The organism is Sulfurimonas sp. ST-27 (assembly GCF_048081595.1).
In the GTDB taxonomy this organism is placed as follows: domain Bacteria; phylum Campylobacterota; class Campylobacteria; order Campylobacterales; family Sulfurimonadaceae; genus Sulfurimonas; species Sulfurimonas hydrogeniphila.
This window is the reverse complement of record NZ_CP182226.1, coordinates 2,164,275-2,185,482: the sequence shown is the minus strand read 5'-3', so window position 1 is coordinate 2,185,482 and position 21,208 is coordinate 2,164,275. Positions and strand designations below refer to the sequence as shown.

General features: G+C 37.2%; 24 protein-coding genes and 1 pseudogene. 5 read left to right on the top strand and 20 right to left on the bottom strand.

The genetic code is table 11. The annotated features are described in order from the left end of the window. Positions 1 to 1,461, bottom strand: a complete 1,461-nt coding sequence (locus ACM66U_RS11460; RefSeq protein WP_418640810.1) for an IS1634 family transposase — start codon at positions 1,459 to 1,461, stop codon at positions 1 to 3. A 120-nt stretch (positions 1,462 to 1,581) separates the two neighbouring features. Between ACM66U_RS11460 and ACM66U_RS11455 the strand changes: the two are divergent. Further along, positions 1,582 to 1,986, top strand: a pseudogene (locus ACM66U_RS11455) (chorismate synthase); the annotation flags it as partial. A gap of 3 nt (positions 1,987 to 1,989) precedes the next feature. On the opposite strand, the gene ACM66U_RS11450 reads toward ACM66U_RS11455, so the two are convergent. From ACM66U_RS11450 to ACM66U_RS11370, 17 genes are all read right to left on the bottom strand, one after another. Beyond that, positions 1,990 to 2,730: a DUF4395 domain-containing protein gene (locus ACM66U_RS11450; RefSeq protein ID WP_151899299.1), complete on the bottom strand. Its 741-nt coding sequence runs from the start codon at positions 2,728 to 2,730 to the stop codon at positions 1,990 to 1,992. 22 nt (positions 2,731 to 2,752) lie between these two features. Then, positions 2,753 to 3,721 carry a DUF302 domain-containing protein gene (locus ACM66U_RS11445; protein ID WP_151899300.1) on the bottom strand — a complete coding sequence of 323 codons (969 nt, stop codon included), beginning with the start codon at positions 3,719 to 3,721 and terminating at the stop codon, positions 2,753 to 2,755. A gap of 91 nt (positions 3,722 to 3,812) precedes the next feature. Then, positions 3,813 to 4,256: an MOSC domain-containing protein gene (locus ACM66U_RS11440; protein ID WP_418640809.1), complete on the bottom strand. Its 444-nt coding sequence runs from the start codon at positions 4,254 to 4,256 to the stop codon at positions 3,813 to 3,815. A gap of 97 nt (positions 4,257 to 4,353) precedes the next feature. Beyond that, positions 4,354 to 4,668: a thiosulfate oxidation carrier complex protein SoxZ gene (gene soxZ, locus ACM66U_RS11435; RefSeq protein WP_151899302.1), complete on the bottom strand. Its 315-nt coding sequence runs from the start codon at positions 4,666 to 4,668 to the stop codon at positions 4,354 to 4,356. A 48-nt stretch (positions 4,669 to 4,716) separates the two neighbouring features. Further along, positions 4,717 to 5,169, bottom strand: coding sequence for a thiosulfate oxidation carrier protein SoxY (locus ACM66U_RS11430; RefSeq protein ID WP_188110005.1), 453 nt, complete (start codon positions 5,167 to 5,169; stop codon positions 4,717 to 4,719). 17 nt (positions 5,170 to 5,186) lie between these two features. After that, positions 5,187 to 6,344 (bottom strand): c-type cytochrome, encoded by a 1,158-nt coding sequence (locus ACM66U_RS11425; protein WP_346389821.1) that lies wholly within the window; start codon positions 6,342 to 6,344, stop codon positions 5,187 to 5,189. Beyond that, complete coding sequence (gene soxC, locus ACM66U_RS11420; RefSeq protein ID WP_346389820.1) at positions 6,344 to 7,720, bottom strand: sulfite dehydrogenase; 1,377 nt, start codon at positions 7,718 to 7,720, stop codon at positions 6,344 to 6,346. The genes ACM66U_RS11425 and soxC overlap by 1 nt, the downstream gene beginning before the upstream one ends. 277 nt (positions 7,721 to 7,997) lie before the next feature. Further along, on the bottom strand, positions 7,998 to 8,267 hold the full coding sequence (locus tag ACM66U_RS11415; RefSeq protein WP_151899304.1) for a hypothetical protein: 270 nt from the start codon (positions 8,265 to 8,267) through the stop codon (positions 7,998 to 8,000). Then, positions 8,267 to 8,404 (bottom strand): hypothetical protein, encoded by a 138-nt coding sequence (locus ACM66U_RS11410; protein ID WP_188110006.1) that lies wholly within the window; start codon positions 8,402 to 8,404, stop codon positions 8,267 to 8,269. The genes ACM66U_RS11415 and ACM66U_RS11410 overlap by 1 nt, the downstream gene beginning before the upstream one ends. A gap of 3 nt (positions 8,405 to 8,407) precedes the next feature. Beyond that, positions 8,408 to 9,007 (bottom strand): DUF2231 domain-containing protein, encoded by a 600-nt coding sequence (locus ACM66U_RS11405; RefSeq protein ID WP_151899305.1) that lies wholly within the window; start codon positions 9,005 to 9,007, stop codon positions 8,408 to 8,410. Between the two features lie 95 nt (positions 9,008 to 9,102). Continuing rightward, a complete protein-coding gene (locus tag ACM66U_RS11400) occupies positions 9,103 to 10,149 on the bottom strand; it encodes a DUF6781 family protein (RefSeq protein WP_418640808.1) in 1,047 nt (348 codons plus the stop codon). Between the two features lie 9 nt (positions 10,150 to 10,158). After that, complete coding sequence (locus ACM66U_RS11395; protein WP_418640807.1) at positions 10,159 to 10,434, bottom strand: YbeD family protein; 276 nt, start codon at positions 10,432 to 10,434, stop codon at positions 10,159 to 10,161. Further along, complete coding sequence (gene moaC / locus ACM66U_RS11390; protein WP_346389818.1) at positions 10,415 to 10,885, bottom strand: cyclic pyranopterin monophosphate synthase MoaC; 471 nt, start codon at positions 10,883 to 10,885, stop codon at positions 10,415 to 10,417. The genes ACM66U_RS11395 and moaC overlap by 20 nt, the downstream gene beginning before the upstream one ends. Positions 10,886 to 10,936: 51 nt before the next feature. Continuing rightward, positions 10,937 to 11,518: a molybdenum cofactor guanylyltransferase MobA gene (mobA, locus tag ACM66U_RS11385; RefSeq protein ID WP_418640806.1), complete on the bottom strand. Its 582-nt coding sequence runs from the start codon at positions 11,516 to 11,518 to the stop codon at positions 10,937 to 10,939. Further along, positions 11,519 to 12,643: an OmpA family protein gene (locus tag ACM66U_RS11380; protein ID WP_418640805.1), complete on the bottom strand. Its 1,125-nt coding sequence runs from the start codon at positions 12,641 to 12,643 to the stop codon at positions 11,519 to 11,521. 31 nt (positions 12,644 to 12,674) lie between these two features. Beyond that, the gene (gene leuC / locus ACM66U_RS11375; RefSeq protein WP_418640804.1) at positions 12,675 to 13,934 is read right to left on the bottom strand and encodes a 3-isopropylmalate dehydratase large subunit; all 1,260 of its coding nucleotides are present in this window, start codon (positions 13,932 to 13,934) and stop codon (positions 12,675 to 12,677) included. A gap of 75 nt (positions 13,935 to 14,009) precedes the next feature. Next, entirely contained in the window at positions 14,010 to 14,513 is a 504-nt protein-coding gene (locus ACM66U_RS11370) for a hypothetical protein (protein WP_418640803.1), read from the bottom strand. Between the two features lie 178 nt (positions 14,514 to 14,691). Here ACM66U_RS11370 and ACM66U_RS11365 point away from each other — a divergent pair, with 178 nt between their 5' ends. The 4 genes from ACM66U_RS11365 to ACM66U_RS11350 all read left to right on the top strand — a co-directional run bounded on the left by ACM66U_RS11365 (position 14,692) and on the right by ACM66U_RS11350 (position 19,398). After that, complete coding sequence (locus ACM66U_RS11365) at positions 14,692 to 15,915, top strand: NifS family cysteine desulfurase (protein ID WP_418640802.1); 1,224 nt, start codon at positions 14,692 to 14,694, stop codon at positions 15,913 to 15,915. 245 nt (positions 15,916 to 16,160) lie between these two features. After that, positions 16,161 to 17,141, top strand: a complete 981-nt coding sequence (locus tag ACM66U_RS11360; protein WP_151899314.1) for an iron-sulfur cluster assembly scaffold protein — start codon at positions 16,161 to 16,163, stop codon at positions 17,139 to 17,141. 56 nt (positions 17,142 to 17,197) lie between these two features. Continuing rightward, positions 17,198 to 17,797, top strand: coding sequence for a 2OG-Fe(II) oxygenase (locus ACM66U_RS11355; protein WP_151899315.1), 600 nt, complete (start codon positions 17,198 to 17,200; stop codon positions 17,795 to 17,797). After that, complete coding sequence (locus ACM66U_RS11350) at positions 17,794 to 19,398, top strand: EAL domain-containing protein (protein ID WP_418640801.1); 1,605 nt, start codon at positions 17,794 to 17,796, stop codon at positions 19,396 to 19,398. Before ACM66U_RS11355 ends, ACM66U_RS11350 begins: the two co-directional genes overlap by 4 nt. On the opposite strand, the gene ACM66U_RS11345 is transcribed toward ACM66U_RS11350, so the two are convergent. Further along, positions 19,395 to 20,537: a sensor histidine kinase gene (locus ACM66U_RS11345; RefSeq protein WP_418640800.1), complete on the bottom strand. Its 1,143-nt coding sequence runs from the start codon at positions 20,535 to 20,537 to the stop codon at positions 19,395 to 19,397. The two genes, ACM66U_RS11350 and ACM66U_RS11345, sit on opposite strands and share 4 nt — an antisense overlap. Continuing rightward, a complete protein-coding gene (locus tag ACM66U_RS11340) occupies positions 20,530 to 21,183 on the bottom strand; it encodes a response regulator transcription factor (protein WP_418640799.1) in 654 nt (217 codons plus the stop codon). The genes ACM66U_RS11345 and ACM66U_RS11340 overlap by 8 nt, the downstream gene beginning before the upstream one ends. Positions 21,184 to 21,208: the final 25 nt, after the last annotated feature.

Below are 21,208 nucleotides of genomic sequence, written 5' to 3'. Positions count from 1 at the left end.
TTAAAAATCATCATCTCCAAATTCTTTTTCCATTGCTTTTTGATACTTTAATTCTTCTTCTTTTTGGAGTTGTTGTTTTGTTAAGACGGCTTCATGAAGAAACGCACCGAAAAATGTCTTTGGTTCTAATTTTGCCAAAGCAAGATAAATACCGCTGACATTTTGGTAATGTTCTATTATATCTTTATGAGAAAGTGTAGTATCGTTTATTATATACCCTTTTAATCCATCAAGTTTGCTGTCTTGTAAGACTTTGTTATGATTGAGTTTAAACTCTACTTTGCAATCATCTGTAATATCCAAGTACTTTGCATAATGGGAGAGTTTTAAATCTTTTTTAGTGAGATTGGTTGAATACTCAATCTTTGCTTTTAATCTCTCAAGAGCCTTCTCTCTTAAGCGTTTATCTTTTTTGGCTCTTTTTGATGAGTAGGTAAGTACGAGTCTTTGGTGTATATCAAGAGAGTATTTTTGATTTTCTTGTGTATATTTTACAGTTTTATCAATCTCTATTTCATGGGTCGTACTATCATCAATAAATGTCAGGTTTGTAATTTTCTCTTTGATGCTGCCTGGTAGCATCTTAATTTTTGCACCAAGGATATATCTGTACCCGTTATTTTCAAGGTAAGCTATATTGGCATCATTTAACATACCTCTGTCAGCTACTACAATAGGCTTGTGTTTTAGTTTAAATCTTTTTTGAAAGCTTTTTAGTGCTTCAAGGAGTGTGTGCCCCTCATACTTTTTACCGTGATACACCTCATAAGAGAGAGGATACCCTTGTAGTGTTGTAAATAGACCCAGTTGTATCTGTGGCCGTGCTAATTTTCCTTCTTTGGAGAAACCTATTCTTCTTAGGTCATCTTCACTCTCACTCTCAAAAAACAGTGTTGTTACATCATAGAAGCTTACAACTAAATTGTTATCTATTTTTGCAAGTGTATCTTGATATACAGCCTCTTCAACTCTTTGTTTAATCTCATCTTTATAAAGACTATCTACCAATCTGTATATTGTCTCATCGCTAATCTCTTTCTTTTTAAAATAAAAAAGATAGTCACTTAGATACAGCTTACTCCCTGGATAGAGTATTCTTGATATTACAAGTGCTTTAAAAAGTTCATGCTTATCATTTTTCTTATACACTGATTGGAAAATAGTTTTTTTACTGATAATCCTGTCAAAGATTTTACCAAAAAAGAGTTCATCACCTATAGGAATTATTTGCTCATTTGAGATTGACAAAAACTTTAACTTTTTATCTTCTTGTTCTATGTTGTCAAACAGTGTGGGCTCTAACTCTTTTATTCTCTCTTTGCCTTTTTTTAAAAGTTCCTCTATCTCATCTGAATCTTTTGAACAGCCTATGCTCTCAATTACTTTTGATCTTCCTTTTACTTTTTTTATTATTTGGATACTGACAGAACCACTTGAGTTTTTCTTTTTTCTAACATACATAAAGGTATTATAAAAAACTTTCTCTTAAAGTTTGTGCCACCCATTTTTGAAATATGATACCCCTATTTTAGGGCTTTACAGAGGATGTTTCTCTGTTTTTCTTGAATTCGTGGAATTCAGGATGCTGTTTTAGCGGATGCTATGATGGGTATTAATGCTGTAAAAGCTGTTGAGATTGGAGATGGTGTATTGAGTGCCAAGGTACACGGTTCTCAAAACAATGATCAGATACGTGCAAATGGATTTGAATCCAATCATTCGGGTGGAATACTCGGTGGTATCAGTAATGGGGAAGATATAGTGCTTAATGTCTATTTTAAACCAACGCCATCTATTTTCAAAGAGCAGCATACTGTTACAACAGCAAATGAAGAAGTTGATTTTTCACTCAAAGGCAGGCATGATCCTTGTGTTGCTATTCGCGGTACTGTTGTATGTGAATCAATGGCCGCTTTGGTTATAGCTGATATGATACTGCTCAATATGGGTTCAAAAATGGATGGTGTCATTAAATATTATAAATAATATTTAAAAATCATCATCTCCAAATTCTTTTTCCATTGCTTTTTGATACTTTAATTCTTCTTCTTTTTGGAGTTGTTGTTTTGTTAAGACGGCTTCATGAAGAAACGCACCGAAAAATGTCTTTGGTTCTAATTTTGCCAAAGCAAGATAAATACCGCTGATAAGGGCAATGATTGTTATACCTGCTACTGCTTTTTGTATAGGATTAAATCTCTGTATAGGTTCTTTTATTCGCATTTCACAGGTTCCGCCCGGGCAGAGTGTTGGATTTTTTCTTGTGATAAACTTGTAAATCATACAGCCTACACATATCGAAAAAGCACTTTCGAGAAACATTAATGCAAGGCACAGTACACAGATGAGTACTTTGTAAAAAGTAATATCCCAGTTGAGAACAAACCATTGCATCATAGGCAAAGATATCAGCCAGCCAAGAGTCCAGGCAAAGCGTTTTTGGAGACCGCCTACATATTCCGGTTTTTGATTTTGTACAGCCAGTTTTCCCAGCAGTAAAGAGGGCGAGTATTTGGGAGAAATCATCCTTGCTGTAAAGTCAATAAACAAAAATGTCAAGTAGACTCTTGCTACGATGACATGTCCAAATCCTATTCCTATAAAAATTACAAGCATTCCCAGCAAGCCAAGTATGCCAGCAGCAGCTCTTGCCTCACGCTCGTTAATGACGGTTACATCATAACCCGGAACTCTTTCTCCGTAGTCTAGTAAAAAACTTTTTAAATTCATAAAATACCTTTAGTTGTAATAATTATTCTGTCATTTCTTTTAAAATTTTGACAATCATCCCCTGGGCCTCTTTTAACGGACGGATAGATTCTTCGTCTTGTATGTCGAGTGTATTTATCCAGTTTTCAACACCCAAAAATCCCATATACATCTTTGATTCATTTTTTTTCTTGTAAAGATAAAAAGAACACGGTGCCCAGGCACCTGCTTCGGGATGAAGTTTTGAAACAGGGTATATTACATCAAATTTGCAAATGGAATATGTATGAAAAAAATCATATTCATGAAAATCGTAATCATCAAATATTTCTTCTTGCAGATTAGTATAGTTTGGAAACAAAAATCCCAAAGGTTCTAATTCACCTTCAAATTCTGCTTCAAAATCTTCTATATAGTCTTCCATTGGCAGGTCGGTCTTTACTTCTGTGGCCATATCAATTGCAAATGATTTTTTTGGAAATTTTACAGTGTAATTTAAGTCTTTAAAATGTCCGTCTGGCATTGCTTTTTTCAGTCCTGTTTGTATCAAAGCAGCATATTCTATTAGATCCGGATCATTTTTCGGGATACCTGTCGCTCTTGACATTCCGTTGAGCGTCAAGGTTGCTATATTCATATTGCCGTCTCTGTCTTCCCAGATAGACATAGTTAAAGGTGTCAATGCACCAAATTTTGGATATTTCTTGATAATCTTATATGTGAGTTCACTGTTTATATACATAGCAAGGTTGTAAGTTTTATAATGCACTTTACCAAATCTGGTTTTAAACGGCTTATTCATATCATTGTTTCCGGGAACACTCAGTCCAATGGCATCAAAAGCAGCTTCTATTGTTTTGGGAGTAACCTTTTTGTTTGTATTGTGTGTTGTAAAAACCTGCACATCCTGTGTTTGGACAGGTTTGGAAGGTGTTGCGGTAGATGTAGCATTACAGCCGTTAATAGACAGCGTTGCTAAAACAACCATTATCAGAGTGTATATCTTTTTCACTTAGTCTCCTTGAGTTTTCTATTGCATAATACGGATTAAATTTATACTGTGTAACTTTATCATTATTGTTATATAAATAATATTAATAGAGTCAAATACTTACTGTATCTCCGACTTTAATTACGCAAGGACCACTTATTATTTTTGCAAATATACCTCTGTCGTTTTTTAGCAGTTTAGGCAACTTTGGGTTTATGATGGACAATCCTTTGCACAGAGTGCAGTTTTGTGTTATTTCCAATGTTGTATCACCTATTGTAAAGGTCTCCCCTGTATTTAAATGGTAGGGGTTGATATCAATTAAAATATTTTCGCCCAGTGCTCCGTCTGATAGGTTTATGTTTGTATTATATGCCATATTGTAGCTTTGGATAGAGGTAATTAAAATAGCTCTTTGATCATTTTTATTGTAAAATTTGTCATTTAGAATTCCGTGTTCGTCGGCATCTATATGAGAGGTGTTTATTCTTGTTTTATCTGTATCATTTTTTGTGATGAATAATTTCAGAACTTTACCCTGCAGGTTTTTCTTCATCTGTTTTTGCTCATTATTTGTATTTGTTGTAGTTGTTGTAAAAAATTGAGAGTATGAGAGCCAATGTAGTAATTGGCTCTTAAAAAAGAGGGTAAAATTATTTAATTTTACCTTTGCCTTTGTAAGTTTTACCTTTAAGGTCAACTGCTAACATTTCAACCTTATCACCTTTTTTACCAATTCCTTTAAATTGAAATTTGAAAATAGGATTTTTAGATAAGAATTGTGAAGTAGACATATCTAAAACAGTCTCACCATTGACTGTAGCAGTTAAATGAGTAATAAAGTTTGCGTTATCTCTGCTACCGGTTTTCTTTTCTGCCATATTGTAAGTCATCATTTGATGTTTAACCATTGCTTTAACTTTAACAACACCGCCTTTTAATTTTGCTTTTACTTTAATTCCAGCCATTGTATTTCCTTATTTATTTTATTTTTTTTGTATCAAAATGAGAAGAAATTATCCTTCACATCCACCAAGAGCAACATCAAGAGTTTTCTTAGCAGCGTATAGTTTGCCGTCTTTACCCTCAGCAACGATTGTTATCGTACCGGATTTAGCCATTTTGATTTTAATAGAATATTTGTTTACACTGTACTTGTTTGTTTCTACGACAAGTACTGCTGCTTCCGGATTTGCATCTTGAAATACAGAAATTGTTTTTACATCTTTGTCAGTTGAAAAATCAACCGGAATTGCACCACCGTTGCTTGCAACATCAGGAGCAGTAAGTTTCACACCTTCCATTGTTAATGCATTTGAACCATACATTGCTTTGATAGCATCATCAACAGTTTTTGCTGTCCATACAGTCGGTTTGAGTTTTCTGTAGTCTTCTGCTCTTACACTTGCCGGTACAACCGCTAACGCCAGTGCGCCTAAAGTCATGCTTAAAAATTTTCTTCTTTCCATCATTTTATCCTTTTTGTTTATTTACTTTGGTTGATAATATAGTCAACAACTGATTTGAATTGTTTGTCAGAGAGTGATGAACCGCCTTTAGGAGGCATTCCTGTATCAGTCCCTTTTAAACCATTTTCATATACTTTATCCATTCCTTTTACAAGCAACGGTGCCCATGCGGACTTGTCCCCAGGTGCTGGAGCAGCACCTGTGTCATGGCACATTGCGCAGTTTGCAGCATATGCTTTTTTCGCATCAAAACTGCTCTCTTCTTTCTCTTTTGGAAGATCTCTTACTGCAGACAAAGGCGGATGAAAGTCACTGATTCCGGCACCTTTTATATAAACAACTTCCGCAGTCGGTTCCTGGCAGTCTTTCATACATCTTGATGCAGGGTTTTTGACATCATATTTCTGTCCGCCAAAGTTTTTTGCATTTGCATAATACTTACGTACATTTTCAGGACCATTCGGACCAGCGATATCCGGTTCAAATCCGTCTCTGTTTGGCATTTTTATTTTTAGGAATTTTTCACGATTAAGTACATACTCATCATCAACTTCCACACCGTCTATTTCCATTTCATTGGCATTTAATATATATGCAACCAAAGCATATACTTCATCATCACTGAGACTGTCAGTCAACGGATGAGGCATCGCATCTTTGATGTACCACCATAGAGTACTTGCCTGTGGCCAGTATGTACCAAAAACACGTACTGGACCGTCAGTATCTGGTTTGATTCTTTGATTTGTTAATGTTTTATGCAATTCATAGGCATTTCCTTTGGATAAAGCAGGATAGCCACCGCCGCCTGAACCAAAGTCACCATGACACATGACACATTTTGCTTCATAAATATTTTCGCCTTCTTCTACACTTCCCTGACCTTCCGGTAAACCGGTACCGTCAGCCATGACATCAGAATTCCACTCATCATATTCCGCTTTTGTCGGAGTACGGCCATATTTTACATCTGCATTATGCGCATTTGTATTGACATAGTATGGTCCTGTTTTTCCGTTTACAACAGGATAGTCTACTCCACCGTCAATAGAAGCTTTTGTAGGCACATTTGAACCTGCAGGTGAAGCATTTTCCACACATGCAGAAAGTCCCAGTGACAATACAGCTGCAGTAGAAATTGAAATTAATAATTTTTTATTTAATGTAAACATCATTACGCTTTTCCTTCTATTACTAACTCGCCATTTGCTTTACGCCCTAATTGAGAACGTACTTCAACGTGAGTTATCTTTCCGTCTTTTTCAACTTTCCATGTTTCCACTGCATTTCTATGGTACACAGCTTCTACACCTACAGTAAGAATTTCCTGGTCAACTGTCGGTTGGATGTATCCTGCATCATCTCTGGCACGAGAAGTAAGGAAGAGTTCCTGTCCTTTTTTGTATGTATGCATATAGCTCCAGCGTGTCCAGCATTTAGGAAGAACCAAACCTTTGAGTTTTGCTTCAACATAATTTCTTCCACCGTCAAAAGAGAGATCCACACCTGTAATTGTTCCCATTCCGGACCATGCAAGACCTTCTATCTCTACTATGTCACCATCTTCCAGGTCTGTCCAGTCAATTTCCGGAGACGGAGAAGTTACTGTTGAGTTTACTTCATTTGCATAGAAGTGTTGGATGGCCTTTCCGGTTGGTTTCAAGACTGTGTATTTAGATGTTTCTTCTTTACAGTACCAAGGTTCACTTGCGAAGTCTAAACGTCTTAGCCATTTTACACAGAGATTGCCTTCCCAGCCCGGAACAAGTAAACGAATCGGATATCCTTGTTCAGGACGCAGTGCTTCACCATTTTGGCCCCATACAATCATGGCATCATCCCAGACTTTTTCCATTGGAATGGTTCGACCCATTTTTGAGGAGTCTCCGCCTTCTGCAAGCATCCACAGTGCCTCTTTTTTTACACCCAGGTCTTTGAGGATGTCTTTAATGTAAACACCTGTCCATTCTGCACAGGACATAAAGCCTTTTGCAAACTGTAAAGAGTTGTATTGTGGACCTCTCCATTCTTGACCGCCGTTTGCAGGACACTCAATAAAGTGAGTACGTGTTACACTTGGGTAGCGCTTCAGCTGCTTCATAGTAAGAACCAGAGGTTTTTCAACCAAACCGGTAATCATAAGTCTGTGCTCATTCGGGTCAATATGTGCCACACCACCGTGACAACGACTGAAAAAGAGGCCGTTTGGTGTGATGATTCCGCTTGACTCTTGTAAAGGCGTAACCGCAATAGATGCTCTGAAGTTACCCGAAGCAAGGAGCTTCGTGTATCTTCTTGTTACGTTATGCTCATACTTGGATGGCATTCCGTAAAGATTCTTTGTTACAGGATCTCCCCATTTTGTTCCCCACGGTGTAGGTTCTAAAATAGCGGGATCGCCTGCTTCTTCTGATGCCAGCAGAGAAGTTCCAGCAAGTGCAGTTACAGATAATGCAGCTGTTTTTCTGAAAAAGTCTCTTCTGCCAAGACTTGAGTCGTTACTGTTGTCAGTAGCAGACTCTACATCTTGTTGAGATTTTTTTATATCCACAATGTTCTCCTTGGTAAGTTGTTATTCTGTTTAATACTTTTAATATCTCATTAATTTCCAGGCAATACAAATAATTGCTGATTTGTATTATGCCATTGTATGCTTAAATTATAAATACATAGCAAAAGGTATTATACAAAAAAATGAGACAAAAATGTGATATTAGCACCTAAAATGCACTAATTGGTTACTTATTGAAACACTCTCCATATATAACTAAAAATAATATTTGTACAGGTTATTTTTGGAATAACATAAACTTATTAGATAATAAAAATTATTTTTCAACTATACCCAGCACAAGATAGGTTTCAGAGGCTTTGTCAATGAAAAACGGTATTATAAATCCCTGGTGCTCAAGGTCTTTTATGTTTTCATCATTAAAATAGACAGACTGCTTGTATTTTTGTGCTTTTGTCGGAATATTGATTATTACAGTATCCAAATACATTTTAAAGTTTTTTGTTGCCATAAAATCTTCTTTTGCGAATTTTTGCAAAATATCCTGTAGCTGTTTTTCAAACAGGTCAGTGCATAGTATTTGCATCATTTGGCCTTTTCGTTAAGCCAGTTTGAAAGTTTTTGTGTGCAAGGATAGAACTCTTTTACAGAATTCTTGTCCTGTTTGTATTTTTCAAATGCTTTTTGCATCTTTTTTTTTGCATCTTCATTAATCTTTTGCATTATCTACTCGTCATCATCTTCTTCTTGGGTTTTTGGTGTATTGCCATAAATAGCATCCACTTCTTCTGAAAGTGAACTAATCTCATCTATTGCGTCTTCATAGGCTTCCACTTTTTCATCACAGTCCTCAGTGGCTTCAGCATTAGCTGTTGCTTCATGGAGAGAATCTTCTATCATATAGGCTTTAAAAGGCATACCGTAGTTGTAAACTATTTCTCCACCGTGTTTTCCTTGCAAAAGTGTTGTTGCTGTTGCTGCAAGTAAAAGAAGAATGGCCAATGCCTGCACAGCAAAATTTTTCATTTTATATCCGACTATCTGCACCAATGCGATAATACCCGTTGCTATTGCCAGATACAGCCCAAGCTCTTTATGTTCCAGGAGTTCTTCTTTACCGGCTTTGCTCAGATAATCAAAAATTTCCGGTCCGGCCTGATTCCCTGTATACCAGGCTACTGTCATTGCAAGTGCTGCCGCAAGTGTCATTATAAGAGAAGTTTTCGACATCATTTCACTTTTGCTGTAAAGATAAACAAGTCCAAAAACTGAAGCAACTACAGGTAAAGCCATCGCAAAGTGTACGGTTGCAGGGTGTAACATCATAGTAAATCCTTTGTATTTGAGTTTAGAAAATTATATTAAAACATTCAAATTTATTTTTTAGTTAATTATAATAATAAATTATCTTAAGATGAAATTTATCTATCTTTTTTTTCCATCGCATCTTTGGCTGACTTTATTGCACTGCCAAGTGCTGCCCGGGCAACTTCCCATGCCTGTATGCCCATTTTTTTGGCTTCCTGTGCCTTTGGCGAATGCAGGGCACTGTCTGCTTTCTTGGCTGCAATTTTTGCAAAGGCAGAAAACTTTTCTTTGATAACTTCAGCTGTTTCTTTGGAGATAAGAATAAGCTCTTCGAGATCATAACGCATTTCTTTGTTAAGTTCGAGAAGGATTTTTTTAATGTATTGTGAACTTTGGGAAGCCTGCGTGATGATTATCTGTGAAAAAAGTGTATCTGTCTGATGCAAATCTTCTATGATAGTATCATAGTCTTCGATAAGTATATGTTTGGCTTCTACAGGCATAAATGCAACTCTTTGTTTAAATCTGTCAATAGATTTGATCAATCCGCTTCGCATACCTTTGAGTGTGGCAGAGAGAATCTCTTGGGCTCTTGTCGGTGTTGCTTCTGCAACTTCTATAGTCGTTGCAAGAATTGTGGAGAGGATTTTTCTCACACGTATTGTATTGAGAGAACCTTCTTTTATAGACTCAAAGGTAATATCTTTTATAACCTCTTTGATTGATTCGTTTACATCACCGTCTGTATCTTTTTCCAGTGCTGTAATAATGGCTGATTCCACCATTTCGCTGAGCATATCATACAGATCAATGGACTGCAGTTTGATCTGATGTAACATATGAACAGCTTTGTCATCTTTGAGTTGCTCTTCAATAGCATTGAAAACCTCATATTTTGCTATTTGCAGCTCTTCTGATTTTTTGTGCAAAGCTCTTTCGATGGCTTCTTTTTGTTCCAAAAGTTTTTCAACCTCTTCTTTCAAAGTATGTGTTTCTTCTTCAATAAAAGTATTTGTTAAGGCTTTCATCTCATCCAGGGAGATGTTTTTCAGATCTACTTTTGCATCGGACAATGCATGTCCGATTCTTTTTTCTATACTTTTAAATTTATGACTGTATGCTTTTTTGAGTTTTGTTTGCAGGGTTTGATTTTGATCCATGGGTTACTCCTAAAGTACCATTTTAATATCTTGATGATTTTTCAAAGCATCATATATAAATTTTCTGTCATCTTCGTTATGAACAAGTAAATCAAGGTTCATGCTGACATATTTGCCTGTTTTAGACTTGTTTGAGTCTGTAAGTTTGTGTGAGCGTTCATCAATGACCTCTTTTATGGCATTTTGCAGAGCCTCTTTCTCACTTGCAATGACTTTATAGCACCAGTTACAAGGATATTCAACTTCCAATTGTTTGTCTTTGAGTTTATCGTTTAAAGTCTCCACTTTTTCCTCCTGATTTAGATTCAAGTTGAACATTCTGTATCACCATTCCTTTGTCGATAGCCTTTACCATGTCATAAATTGTCAAAAGCCCGATGCTGACTCCTGTTAATGCCTCCATCTCAACACCTGTCTGTCCTGTGAGTTTCGCAGTAACTGTAAGCTTAAATCCGGGAAGCTGTGTCAGTTCTTCTACCTCACAGTTTATGCCGCTTAAATTTAAAGGATGACACATAGGAATGAGTTCGCTGGTTTTTTTCGTCCCCATAATAGCTGCAATAACGGCTGTTTGCAATACAGGACCTTTTTTTGTTTTTTCGCTGACTATGGCATCGTAGGCATCTTGACTCATTCTTATGATACCGCTTGCTATTGCTACTCTTGTTGTATTGTTCTTATCACTTACGTCAACCATTTTAGGTCTTTGGTTTTCATCAAGATGCGTTAAATTCATTACTAAACTGCTCTCTGTTAAATTATTTTTTACTATTATAGCAAAGTGCCGTTAATAATGCGTGAGAATTTCAAGAGCTTTTTGATAATCTTTAGGGTGATTCATATTTAAAAAGGGTTTTGAATCAGGAAAATAAACATAGCTTGTTTTGGAATTTTTTAAAAGAGAACCAAGTTTATGATTGTTTTCATGAAGCATCTGTAAAAATTTTGGTTGTAAATTTTTGGAGTAGATCCCGCATAAGGGCTGTACACCCTCATCTGTTTTGGCAATAACCGCATCAGAAGCAGAGTTGTCGGCAAGTATGATTTTTTCTATTTCTCTTTGGGAGACAAAGGGGGTGTCAACGCTCAAAACAAATATTTTTTCTGCACTGAGTGTATCAAATACTGTGACAAACCCAAGAGTAGGAGCGAAAACAGAAGAAACTTTTTTATCTTCTATGAAGTTCGCATCAAAAGAAAAAACTGATTTGTTTTTGCAGGAGATATAGACCTTTGTAAAAATTTTACCCAGTCTGACGTATTGGTACTCTGTCAGGGTACTGAAACCGGCAAAAGGGAGAAGCGATTTGTCCTCTCCCATTCTACTGCTTTTGCCGCCTGCAAAGATGACACAGGGAATATCGAACATTTAGTTGAGTGTTAAGTTTGCTTCAATACGTCTGTTTTGTGCGCGACCTTCAGCCGTTTTATTACTTGCAATAGGGTTAAGCTCACCCATTCCTACCGTTGTCAGTCTTGAAGCAGGTACTCCTTTTTGTACAAGAAGTTTTTTTACTTCATCGGCTCTTTTTTGAGAAAGTTTTTTGTTATAAGCTTCGCTTCCTCTGCTATCAGTATAGCCGACTATCTCAGCACTGTAGTTTTTGTATTTTTTCAAAAAGTTTGCAAATGCATCTATTTTTGCAAGAGATGTTTGCTTGACTGCATACGAATTGCTTTCAAAATGAATGTCTAAGTTAATCGTTTGAGGGCATCCATCTACATTTACCGGAGTTCCTGCAGGAGTGTTTGGACATTTGTCTAAAGAATTTTCTACTCCGTCATGGTCATCATCAAGAGAAATTTTGCAACCGTTTATATCAACTGTACTGTTTGGCGGAGTATTTGGACATTTGTCGAGGGCATCATAAATGCCGTCACCGTCACTATCCACTTCCGGTTTTTCTATGCGGATAACTTTTTCTTCGACAATTGTAACAACCTCAGGGATTGTTTGTGCTTTTTGTGCACCAAAAGAGTAAGTAAGACCGACAAGACCTACAAGGTTGCTGTCAGCATTTCCGGCATTGTTTGAAGCAATTTTTGCCATATAAATAGCTTCTAATTTAAGCGCCCAGTTTTGAGTAAAAGGGATTTTCACTCCTGCCCCTGCATCTAAAAACATACCGGTTTCATTATTTCTGTTTGTATCAGAAATATTTTCAATGCCTACACCCATTTTTGCAAAAGGGATGACGGTATGTGTTTTTTCAAAAGTATACACGCCATTAAAAGCACCACGGGTAATTTGTGTATCTCCACCTGACTTATAATCTACGCCGCGAGAATGAAATACTGAAAATTCCGGGCTTATTTTACTTTCTAAAGTATTGAATTGTACTTCAACGCCTCCTGTAAAATAGCCGTCATCTTTAATGCCAAGATTGCCTTCTGCGATATCGTATCCTATCATTGGAGAGATTTCGTATTTGTAATCGCTCGCTTGAATCAGTGTCCCTGCTAATAAAAGTGGTAGCAAAAATCTTTTTTTCATAAAATGTTCCTTATTTGTTATTAATATATCATTATCTCGGGTCTGTAATATACCCTGTAATTGCTGATGCGGCAGCAACGGCTGAGTTTGCCAGATAAACTTTGGAAGAGCGGCTGCCCATACGACCGACAAAGTTTCTGTTTGTTGTGCTGATGGCTACTTCATTGTCCCCTAAAATACCCATGTATCCGCCGAGGCAGGCACCGCAAGTAGGATTGCTCACAACACCGCCGGCATCGACAATGATGTCGATATAGCCCAAATGGTTTGCTTCACGCAGGATTTTTTGTGTTCCCGGTGTGACAATGAGACGAACATCAGGATGGACTTTTTGTCCTTTGAGTATCTCGGCGGCTACTTTGAGGTCAGCAAGCCGGCCGTTGGTACAGCTTCCGATAAAAGCCTGGTCCACTTTGATTTTATCTTCGACCGCTTTTTTGACAGAGTGACCGTTTGACGGCAAGAAAGGATAGGCAATAACGGGGTCAAGGTTTGCAACATCAATCTCTAAAACCTGAACATACTGGGCATCTTCATCAGAGTAGTGAATGCGAGGCGCGCGGGCGAGGTTTTTGTCTGCCAAAAACTCTGCTGTAATCTCATCATAGGCTACGATACCGTTTTTTGCACCGGCTTCAATCGCCATATTGCACATAGAAAATCTGTCATCTATCGTAAGGTGTTTAATCGTACTTCCTGTAAATTCCAAGGTTTTGTACAGTGCACCGTCGACACCGATAAGACGGATAATCTCCAGGATAATATCTTTTCCTGTTGTATATTTTCCGGGTTTGCCTGAGAGTACAACTTTGATAGATTCGGGTACTTTGAACCAGTTTCCGCCGGTAATCATAGCAAATGCAAGATCCGTTGAACCCATTCCTGTTGAAAATGCACCGAGTGCTCCGTGCGTACATGTATGTGAATCGGCACCGATGATGACATCACCCGGAACAATCAGCCCTTTTTCCGGTAATAAAGCATGCTCAATGCCCATATCCTTTTCATCAAAATAGTTTTTTAGTTGGTGTTTTTTTGCAAAATCGCGGGAAATTCTTGCCTGATTCGCTGATGCAATGTCTTTTGCCGGAATAAAGTGATCAAGAACGATAGAGAAACCGTCCGGATTTGCCAGTTTTTGTGCACCACTCTCTTCAAAAGCTTTGATAGAAATAGGTGTAGTAATATCGTTTCCGATAACCATATCAATATCGCAACGGATAATTTCACCCGCTTTGACTTCACGACCGATATGCTGTGAGAATATTTTTTCAGTTATAGTTTGCCCCATGATGGTTACCCTCTTATAATATAATTAATTTCGCGATTATAACATAAGAGATTTAAAGTGATATTTCAGGAGATGCTAGATTTGATATTTAATGGCTTTTTTAGTAAATTCGGTTGAACAAAAAAACAGAGCAATAAAAACAGGGTTAAATACGATAACATCATCTTCAAGCGTTTCAAAAACAGTAAAACTGAAACCTTCTCCGTCATTGGGATTTTGGGGAGTGATGACAAACTTCAAAGGTGCCAGTGCCCGCGACATGTTGATGATGTTCTTTTTTACTTTCGAATTTGTCCCGTCTAAGATATTGAAATCTTTTTCTTCAGCCTCTCTGTGCGCAACGAGAATATTTTGAATCAGATCTATTTTGTCTTTAAAAACTACTTTGTTCCATTTTATGATTGTATTGTTTGAAGCAATTTGGCAGTTCTTTTGCATAAGCGGATGCGGTTTTTTTGCACGCATGGCTTCAATGAGTGCAAGTAAATAGTTTACGCCACCTATGTTTTTGGCTGCTTTTGTTAAAAAAAGATGTAAAAACTCTTTTTTCTTTTGGTCTAGATTGTTAAAATTACACATTGTTTTTTCCTTGTTAATTTGTTATTATAACATTATTATTGGCTGTTTGAATTCTTAAACAAAATGTAAACTCAGTTTGGCTTAAGCAAATCATAATGACAAAACTATTATGATGTCAAAAGTAAAAGAAGACAAAAATAGTCTGATTTAAAATATAACCCAATTAAGAGGTAAAAATATGCAAGTTTATTTAGACAATAACGCTACTACAATGACGGACCCGCAGGTAGTAGAAGTAATGCAACCATTCTTTAGTGAAATTTACGGAAATCCCAATTCGCTTCACAAGTTTGGTACTGCATCACATCCATACCTGAGAAAAGCAATAGACCAGGTTTATACAGCACTCAATGCGAGTGACAATGATGATATCGTATTCACATCATGTGCAACAGAATCAAACAACTGGGTATTAAAGTCCATCTATTTTGACAAAATTGTCAATGGAGAAAAAGACCATATCATTACAACAGAAGTTGAACATCCTTCAGTGCTTGCTACATGCAGATGGCTGGAAGAGCAGGGCGTGAAAGTAACTTACCTTCCTGTCAATGAAGAGGGTATTGTTGAGTCACATACGGTAAAAAGCTTCATCACAGACAAAACCGCACTTGTAAGTGTTATGTGGGCTTCAAACGAAACAGGGATGATTTTTCCTATTAAAGAGATTGGTGAGATTTGTAAAGAAAAAGGGGTTCTTTTTCATTCGGATGCTGTTCAGGCAGTCGGAAAAATTCCTGTTGATTTACAAGATGTACATGTAGATTTTTTAAGTATGTCTGCGCATAAATTTCATGGACCAAAAGGTATCGGGGCACTTTATATTAAAGATTCACAGCCTTTGACTCCACTGTTTCACGGTGGAGAGCAGATGGGTCATCGTCGTTCGGGAACATTGAATGTTCCCTATATAGTAGGTATGGGAAAAGCTATCGAACTTGCTACAACAAACATTGAAGAGACAATGGCTTCTATTCGTGCAAAACGTGACAGACTTGAAGATGCACTTTTGGAACTCAGTGATACTTTTGTTGTCGGCAACCGTGAAAACCGTACACCAAATACAATTCTTATTTCTATAAGAGGTGTTGAGGGTGAAGGGATGCTTTGGGACTTGAATAACGGTCAAATCGGGGCATCTACAGGTTCAGCATGTGCTTCTGAAGATTTGGAAGCGAACTCTGTTATGCTTGCAATCGGTGCTGACAATGAACTTGCACACACAGGTATCAGACTATCACTTTCCCGTTTTACAACAAATGAAGAGATAGACTACACAATAGAGCATTTTAAGAGTGCGGTGGCAAGACTTCGTGCTATATCGAGTTCGTTTGCAAAAGTAGCACCGACTCCGGGCGGCGAAGCCGGGGAGTGTCACATTCCTCACCACATGGCACATTAATAAGTAAGTGTTGCCATGTTTTTCTCTATAAAATTCCGAGGGCGAATCCTCCCTACGGTCTGAGCCTCTCCATTTTACAGAGAAAAACATTAGGGTAAAGCAACGAGTTGCGTGAGCTTTGCATTGAGCAAAACCAAGTGTTAGCGTAGGGAAAAGAATCGAGGTACCCCTTGAGGGTATACTTCCTTTCCCGTAATAATGAAGGGTCGTCTTCATTTTATAAAATAAAATTAAGGAAGAATAGTATGGCAAAAGCAGATATGTTAGGCGAGTCTCTATGGGACGCGTATTCAAATAAAGTAACTACATTAATGAACAATCCCCAGCATCAAGGGGAAATTACACCGGAAGAAGCTGAAGCACACGGAAACAAGCTTATCGTAGCAGATTTCGGAGCGGAGAGTTGTGGAGATGCAGTAAGACTCTACTGGGAAATTGATCCAAAAACAGACAAAATTGTAAACTCAAAATTCAAATCATTCGGTTGTGGTACGGCTATCGCATCAAGTGATGTAATGACAGAGCTTTGTATTGGTAAAACAGTACAGGAAGCGGTAAAAATTACAAATATTGATGTGGAAAAAGCACTGCGTGATGATCCGGATACTCCGGCAGTTCCACCGCAAAAAATGCACTGTTCGGTTATGGCATATGATGTTATTAAAAAAGCAGCTTCATTGTACCTCGGTGTAGATGAAGAGAGTTTTGAAGATGAAATCATTGTATGTGAATGTGCACGTGTTTCACTCGGAACGATTCAGGAAGTTATTAAACTGAATGACCTCAAAACAGTTGAAGAGATTACAGACTATACAAAAGCCGGCGGTTTTTGCAAGTCTTGTATCAAACCGGGCGGTCATGAAGACAGAGAGTGGTATCTGGTTGACATTTTAGAGCAGACTCGCAAAGAGATGGAAGCAGAAAAAATGAAAGCAGCTGCAGATGCGATGAGTGCAGGCGGCGGAAATTTTGAAGAGATGACACTTGTACAGCAAATCAAAGCTGTTGATGCTGTCATTGATGAGAGCGTCAGACAGTTCCTGATTATGGATGGCGGAAATGTGGAAATCATAGACATTAAAAAGAATGATGACAACATTGATATTTATATCCGCTATCTCGGTGCATGTGACGGTTGTGCCTCATCTGCTACGGGTACACTCTATGCAATTGAATCAACACTAAAAGAAAAACTTTCTAACAAAATCAGAGTTTTGCCTATCTAATTTTCTTCTCTGACTCTCCTCTTGACGGAGAGTCTTCTTCTTGCTACAATACTTCCATGTATAAAAAGCTTTACTCAAAAATAACAGATGCCCTGGTCGACAACGGCTATATTATTTTAGAAAATGTGTTTGAACCTGCACTTGCAAAGCAACTTTTACAGATGTCACAAAATATCAGACAATACAAACAGGCGGGAATTTCCCATCACTCTACGATCAATACAAATCGCAGAAAAGATAAAATATACTGGATAGATGCAGAGAATGAGCCAACTGCCAGGTACCTGGATTTTATGAACGGACTTCAAAATTATTTGAACCGGCAGCTTTATCTTGGGATTAAATACTATGAGGCACATTTTGCTTTATACCAGGCAGGTGATTTTTACGAAAAACATCTTGATGCTTTTGGCGGTACAAAAAACCGTGTTGTTACGACTGTCTATTATCTTAACGAAGCGTATGCGTCTCAAAATGGAGGAGAGCTGGTCATGTATGACAAAAATGATAGACAAATGCAAACAGTTACGCCTCTTATAAATACTCTGGTTGTATTTTTGAGCGAAGAGTTTCCTCATGAAGTTCTGGTTTCCAAGAAAGAGAGATACTCTATTGCAGGTTGGTTTAGAGTTGATGAAAGAGGAGTGAATATTTGAGCTTGCCATATCATGATGAAATTCAGAAACTCAAGCAGTATAAGATGATTTTGGATCATAACAGTATTGTCTCCAAAACGGATGTCAATGGCATTATAACCTATGTGAATGACAAATTTTGTGAAGCTTCCGGTTACTCCAAAGATGAACTGATCGGGAAAAATCATCGCATTATCAAACATCCCGACAACCCGGAACATATCTATCAACATATGTGGGATACGATAAAAAATAAAAAAATATGGCAAGGTACGCTTAAAAACAGAAAAAAGAACGGAGAGGCCTATTATGTAAAGTCAACTATTGCCCCTATTCTGAACTCCTATGATAAAATTATAGAATATATCGCTGCTAGAATTGATGTGACAGACCTTGTGCACAAAGATGAAATCATTAAAAATCAGTTTATGGACGAACTTACCGGTTTGCAAAACAGAACGGCATTGTTACACGATTTAAAGCTAAACGGAGAGAATAAAGCCTCTTTGGTTCTTATCAATATAGACAGGTTTTCAGATATTAATGATTATTTTGGATATGAAGTCGGAGATGAGGTGCTAAAAAGTTTTTCACAGACTCTGTTGCAGGCCCATAAAAAAGTCTACAGAATAAGTGGTGATGAATTTGCAATCTTGTGTGAGCATACATTAAACAATACGGCGAAGCAGGCAATTACAGCAATTCTGGATACCCTTCAAAACAGCAGTTACTCTTTTGAAGGGATGAACATCTCACTGTTTCTCTCTTGCGGCGTCTCCTATGGAAAAAAGAAAGATATTTACAAATTCTCCCATATTGCCTTAAAAGACAACAAAAGAACAAACAAAAAAGTGACATTTTTTAATGAAAATCCGGATCTGCAAAACCGTATCAAAGAAAATCTTGAAATAATAACAAAGATTAAAAATGCGATTGACAATGACAGGTTTGTCCCATACTATCAGGGTATTGTAGATAACAAAACACAAGAGATTGTTAAATATGAAGCGCTTATCCGCTTGCAGGAAAGAGACGGGAAGATTATTTCTCCTGTCTTTTTTTTGGAACATGCCAAAAAAGCCAAACTCTATACACAATTGACAAAGATTATGCTTGAAAAAGTATTCCAAAAATTTGCTGATTCAGCGTGCTCATTTGCAATCAATTTTACACTTGAAGATATAGAATCACAAGAGGTTGTGCAGACTTTGGTGGAGAATCTGCAGAAGTATGCATGCGGAGAGCGGGTAACTGTAGAGATTGTGGAATCCGAGGGGATAGAAAATTTTGATGAGGTCTCAAATTTTATAAAAAAAGCAAAAATGTATGGATGTAAAATTGCTATTGATGATTTTGGAACAGGATATTCAAATTTTTCATATCTTGGAAAACTTGATATAGATTTTATAAAGATTGACGGTTCTCTGGTTTTGAATATGCATCAGGGTGGTGCTGAAATGGCAACCCTGGAAAGTATTTTGCATTTTGCGAAAAAAATGAAGATCAAGACAATAGCAGAGTTTGTTAAAGATGAAGAGACATATGAAACATTGCATCAAATGGGTGTTGACTATTCACAGGGGTACTACTTTTGCAAACCGCAGGAAAATTTGAGAGATTAAACAAAGGTAAGTGTAATTTTGGTTCCTAGATTTTCTTTGGACTCTATGTTTATTTGAAAGTTATACTCTTCTATGATACTCTGGACAATATTTAAACCGACTCCAAATCCGCCGGCATAGGAATTTGCCCGTACAAAGCGGGTAAAAATTTGCTGCAGTTTTTCTTGTTTGATACCGATGCCTTCATCTTGAATGACAAAAGAGTTGTGTGTGGTTGTGATTTTTATCTTTGTGTTGGGATGAGAATATTTTATGGCATTGCCAAGCAGGTTGTTTATAATCATTTTTGCTTTTGTCGGTGCTATTTTAAGTGGACAGTTTTGCAAATCGGTTTGGACAGTAATATTTTTTTTCTCCACAAGTTCACTGAAATAAGCAATATCTTCTTTGATAATTTCATCAAACAGAAGAGAAACGGCCTCTTCACTCTCATTGTCAAAACTTAAAAAGCTGAGTGATGCATATATGTCATAAAGCTGTTTTGTACTGATGGAGATGTTCTTGACCGTTTTTTCATCATACTCCTTTTTTGCTTTTAATCTTGAAGTACTCATCATAATTGCTGTAATGGGTGTATTTAATTCATGGGTTGTGTCTTTGACAAAATCCTCTATCTCCTGCATTTTGTCTTTGAGCGGTTTGAGAAAAATATAGGATAAAAAGACGGCGATGACAATGATGAGAAAAGCTGTAATAATGACAGCATAGGCAATTTTGTTTTTTATCACTTCTATATTTTTTACACACTCGTCACTTTGTACAACAATGTACTTTACATGTAAATGTCCGGCTGTCCTTTGGGTGATTAGAGTAAAAATATCATCTTTCATGTAAAAATCTTTTGAAAAATCAACCGCCTGGACAACTCTCCCGTATAGCAGGTGTTTTTGTGCATCAAAAAGGGCGATAGCTTCTTTTTGAAACGCATCAAGTTTGAATTTTTTATGGTGCATATGGGCATCAATGACTTTGGCACTGACAATGTCGGCGATGTGGTTCATTTTGTAAAAATTGGCATTTTTTTCCATGGCTACCTGAGATGTGTAAAACCAGTAAGCCGCCAAAGACAAAAACATAAAAGAGCTGAGAAGATAAAGAGAGAGAAAAGAGTAGAAGGATTTTTTTGTTATTTTATTCAAAAATATACCCTTCCCCTCGAACAGTTTTTATTTTTTCTTTGCCTATAATTTCTCTGAGTGTTCTGATGTGCGAACGAAGCGTAGCATCACTGGGCAGCGAATCAAAGTTCCAGATATTCTGCACAAGTTCTTCGTTGGTAATGAGGCGGGATCTGTTTTTTAAAAAATAGGATAAGAGCAGTGTATCTTTGGCAGTGAGAGAGATTTTTTTGTTGTTTACATGTACTGTTTTTTGCACAGGGTAAAATAGAGTTTTGTCATCCAGAATGATAAACTTGTTATTTTCAATATTGAAAACTCTTTTGATACTGAGTATTCTGGCATGCAGTTCTTCAAGTTCAAAAGGTTTTTTAATGTAATCATGCGCACCGGCGTCAAAAGCACGCTGCAGGTGTTTTGTATCTCTGTAGGCGGTGATAAAAACAGTGGGGGTTTTGTTACTGAAAGCTCGGAGTTCTCTGAGGAGGTCTATGCCGTCTTGACCCATCACATTGATATCAAATATAAACAGGTCATATTTGGAGTTTTCAAGATGCACATAGACTTCCTGCGCATTGTAAGCATAATCCACATGCCACTCTTCTCGCAAAAAATCCAGTAAAATATCGGACAAAACAGGGTCATCTTCCATTAAAAGTATGTTCATAAGTTATTTTATCCTAAAATAATGA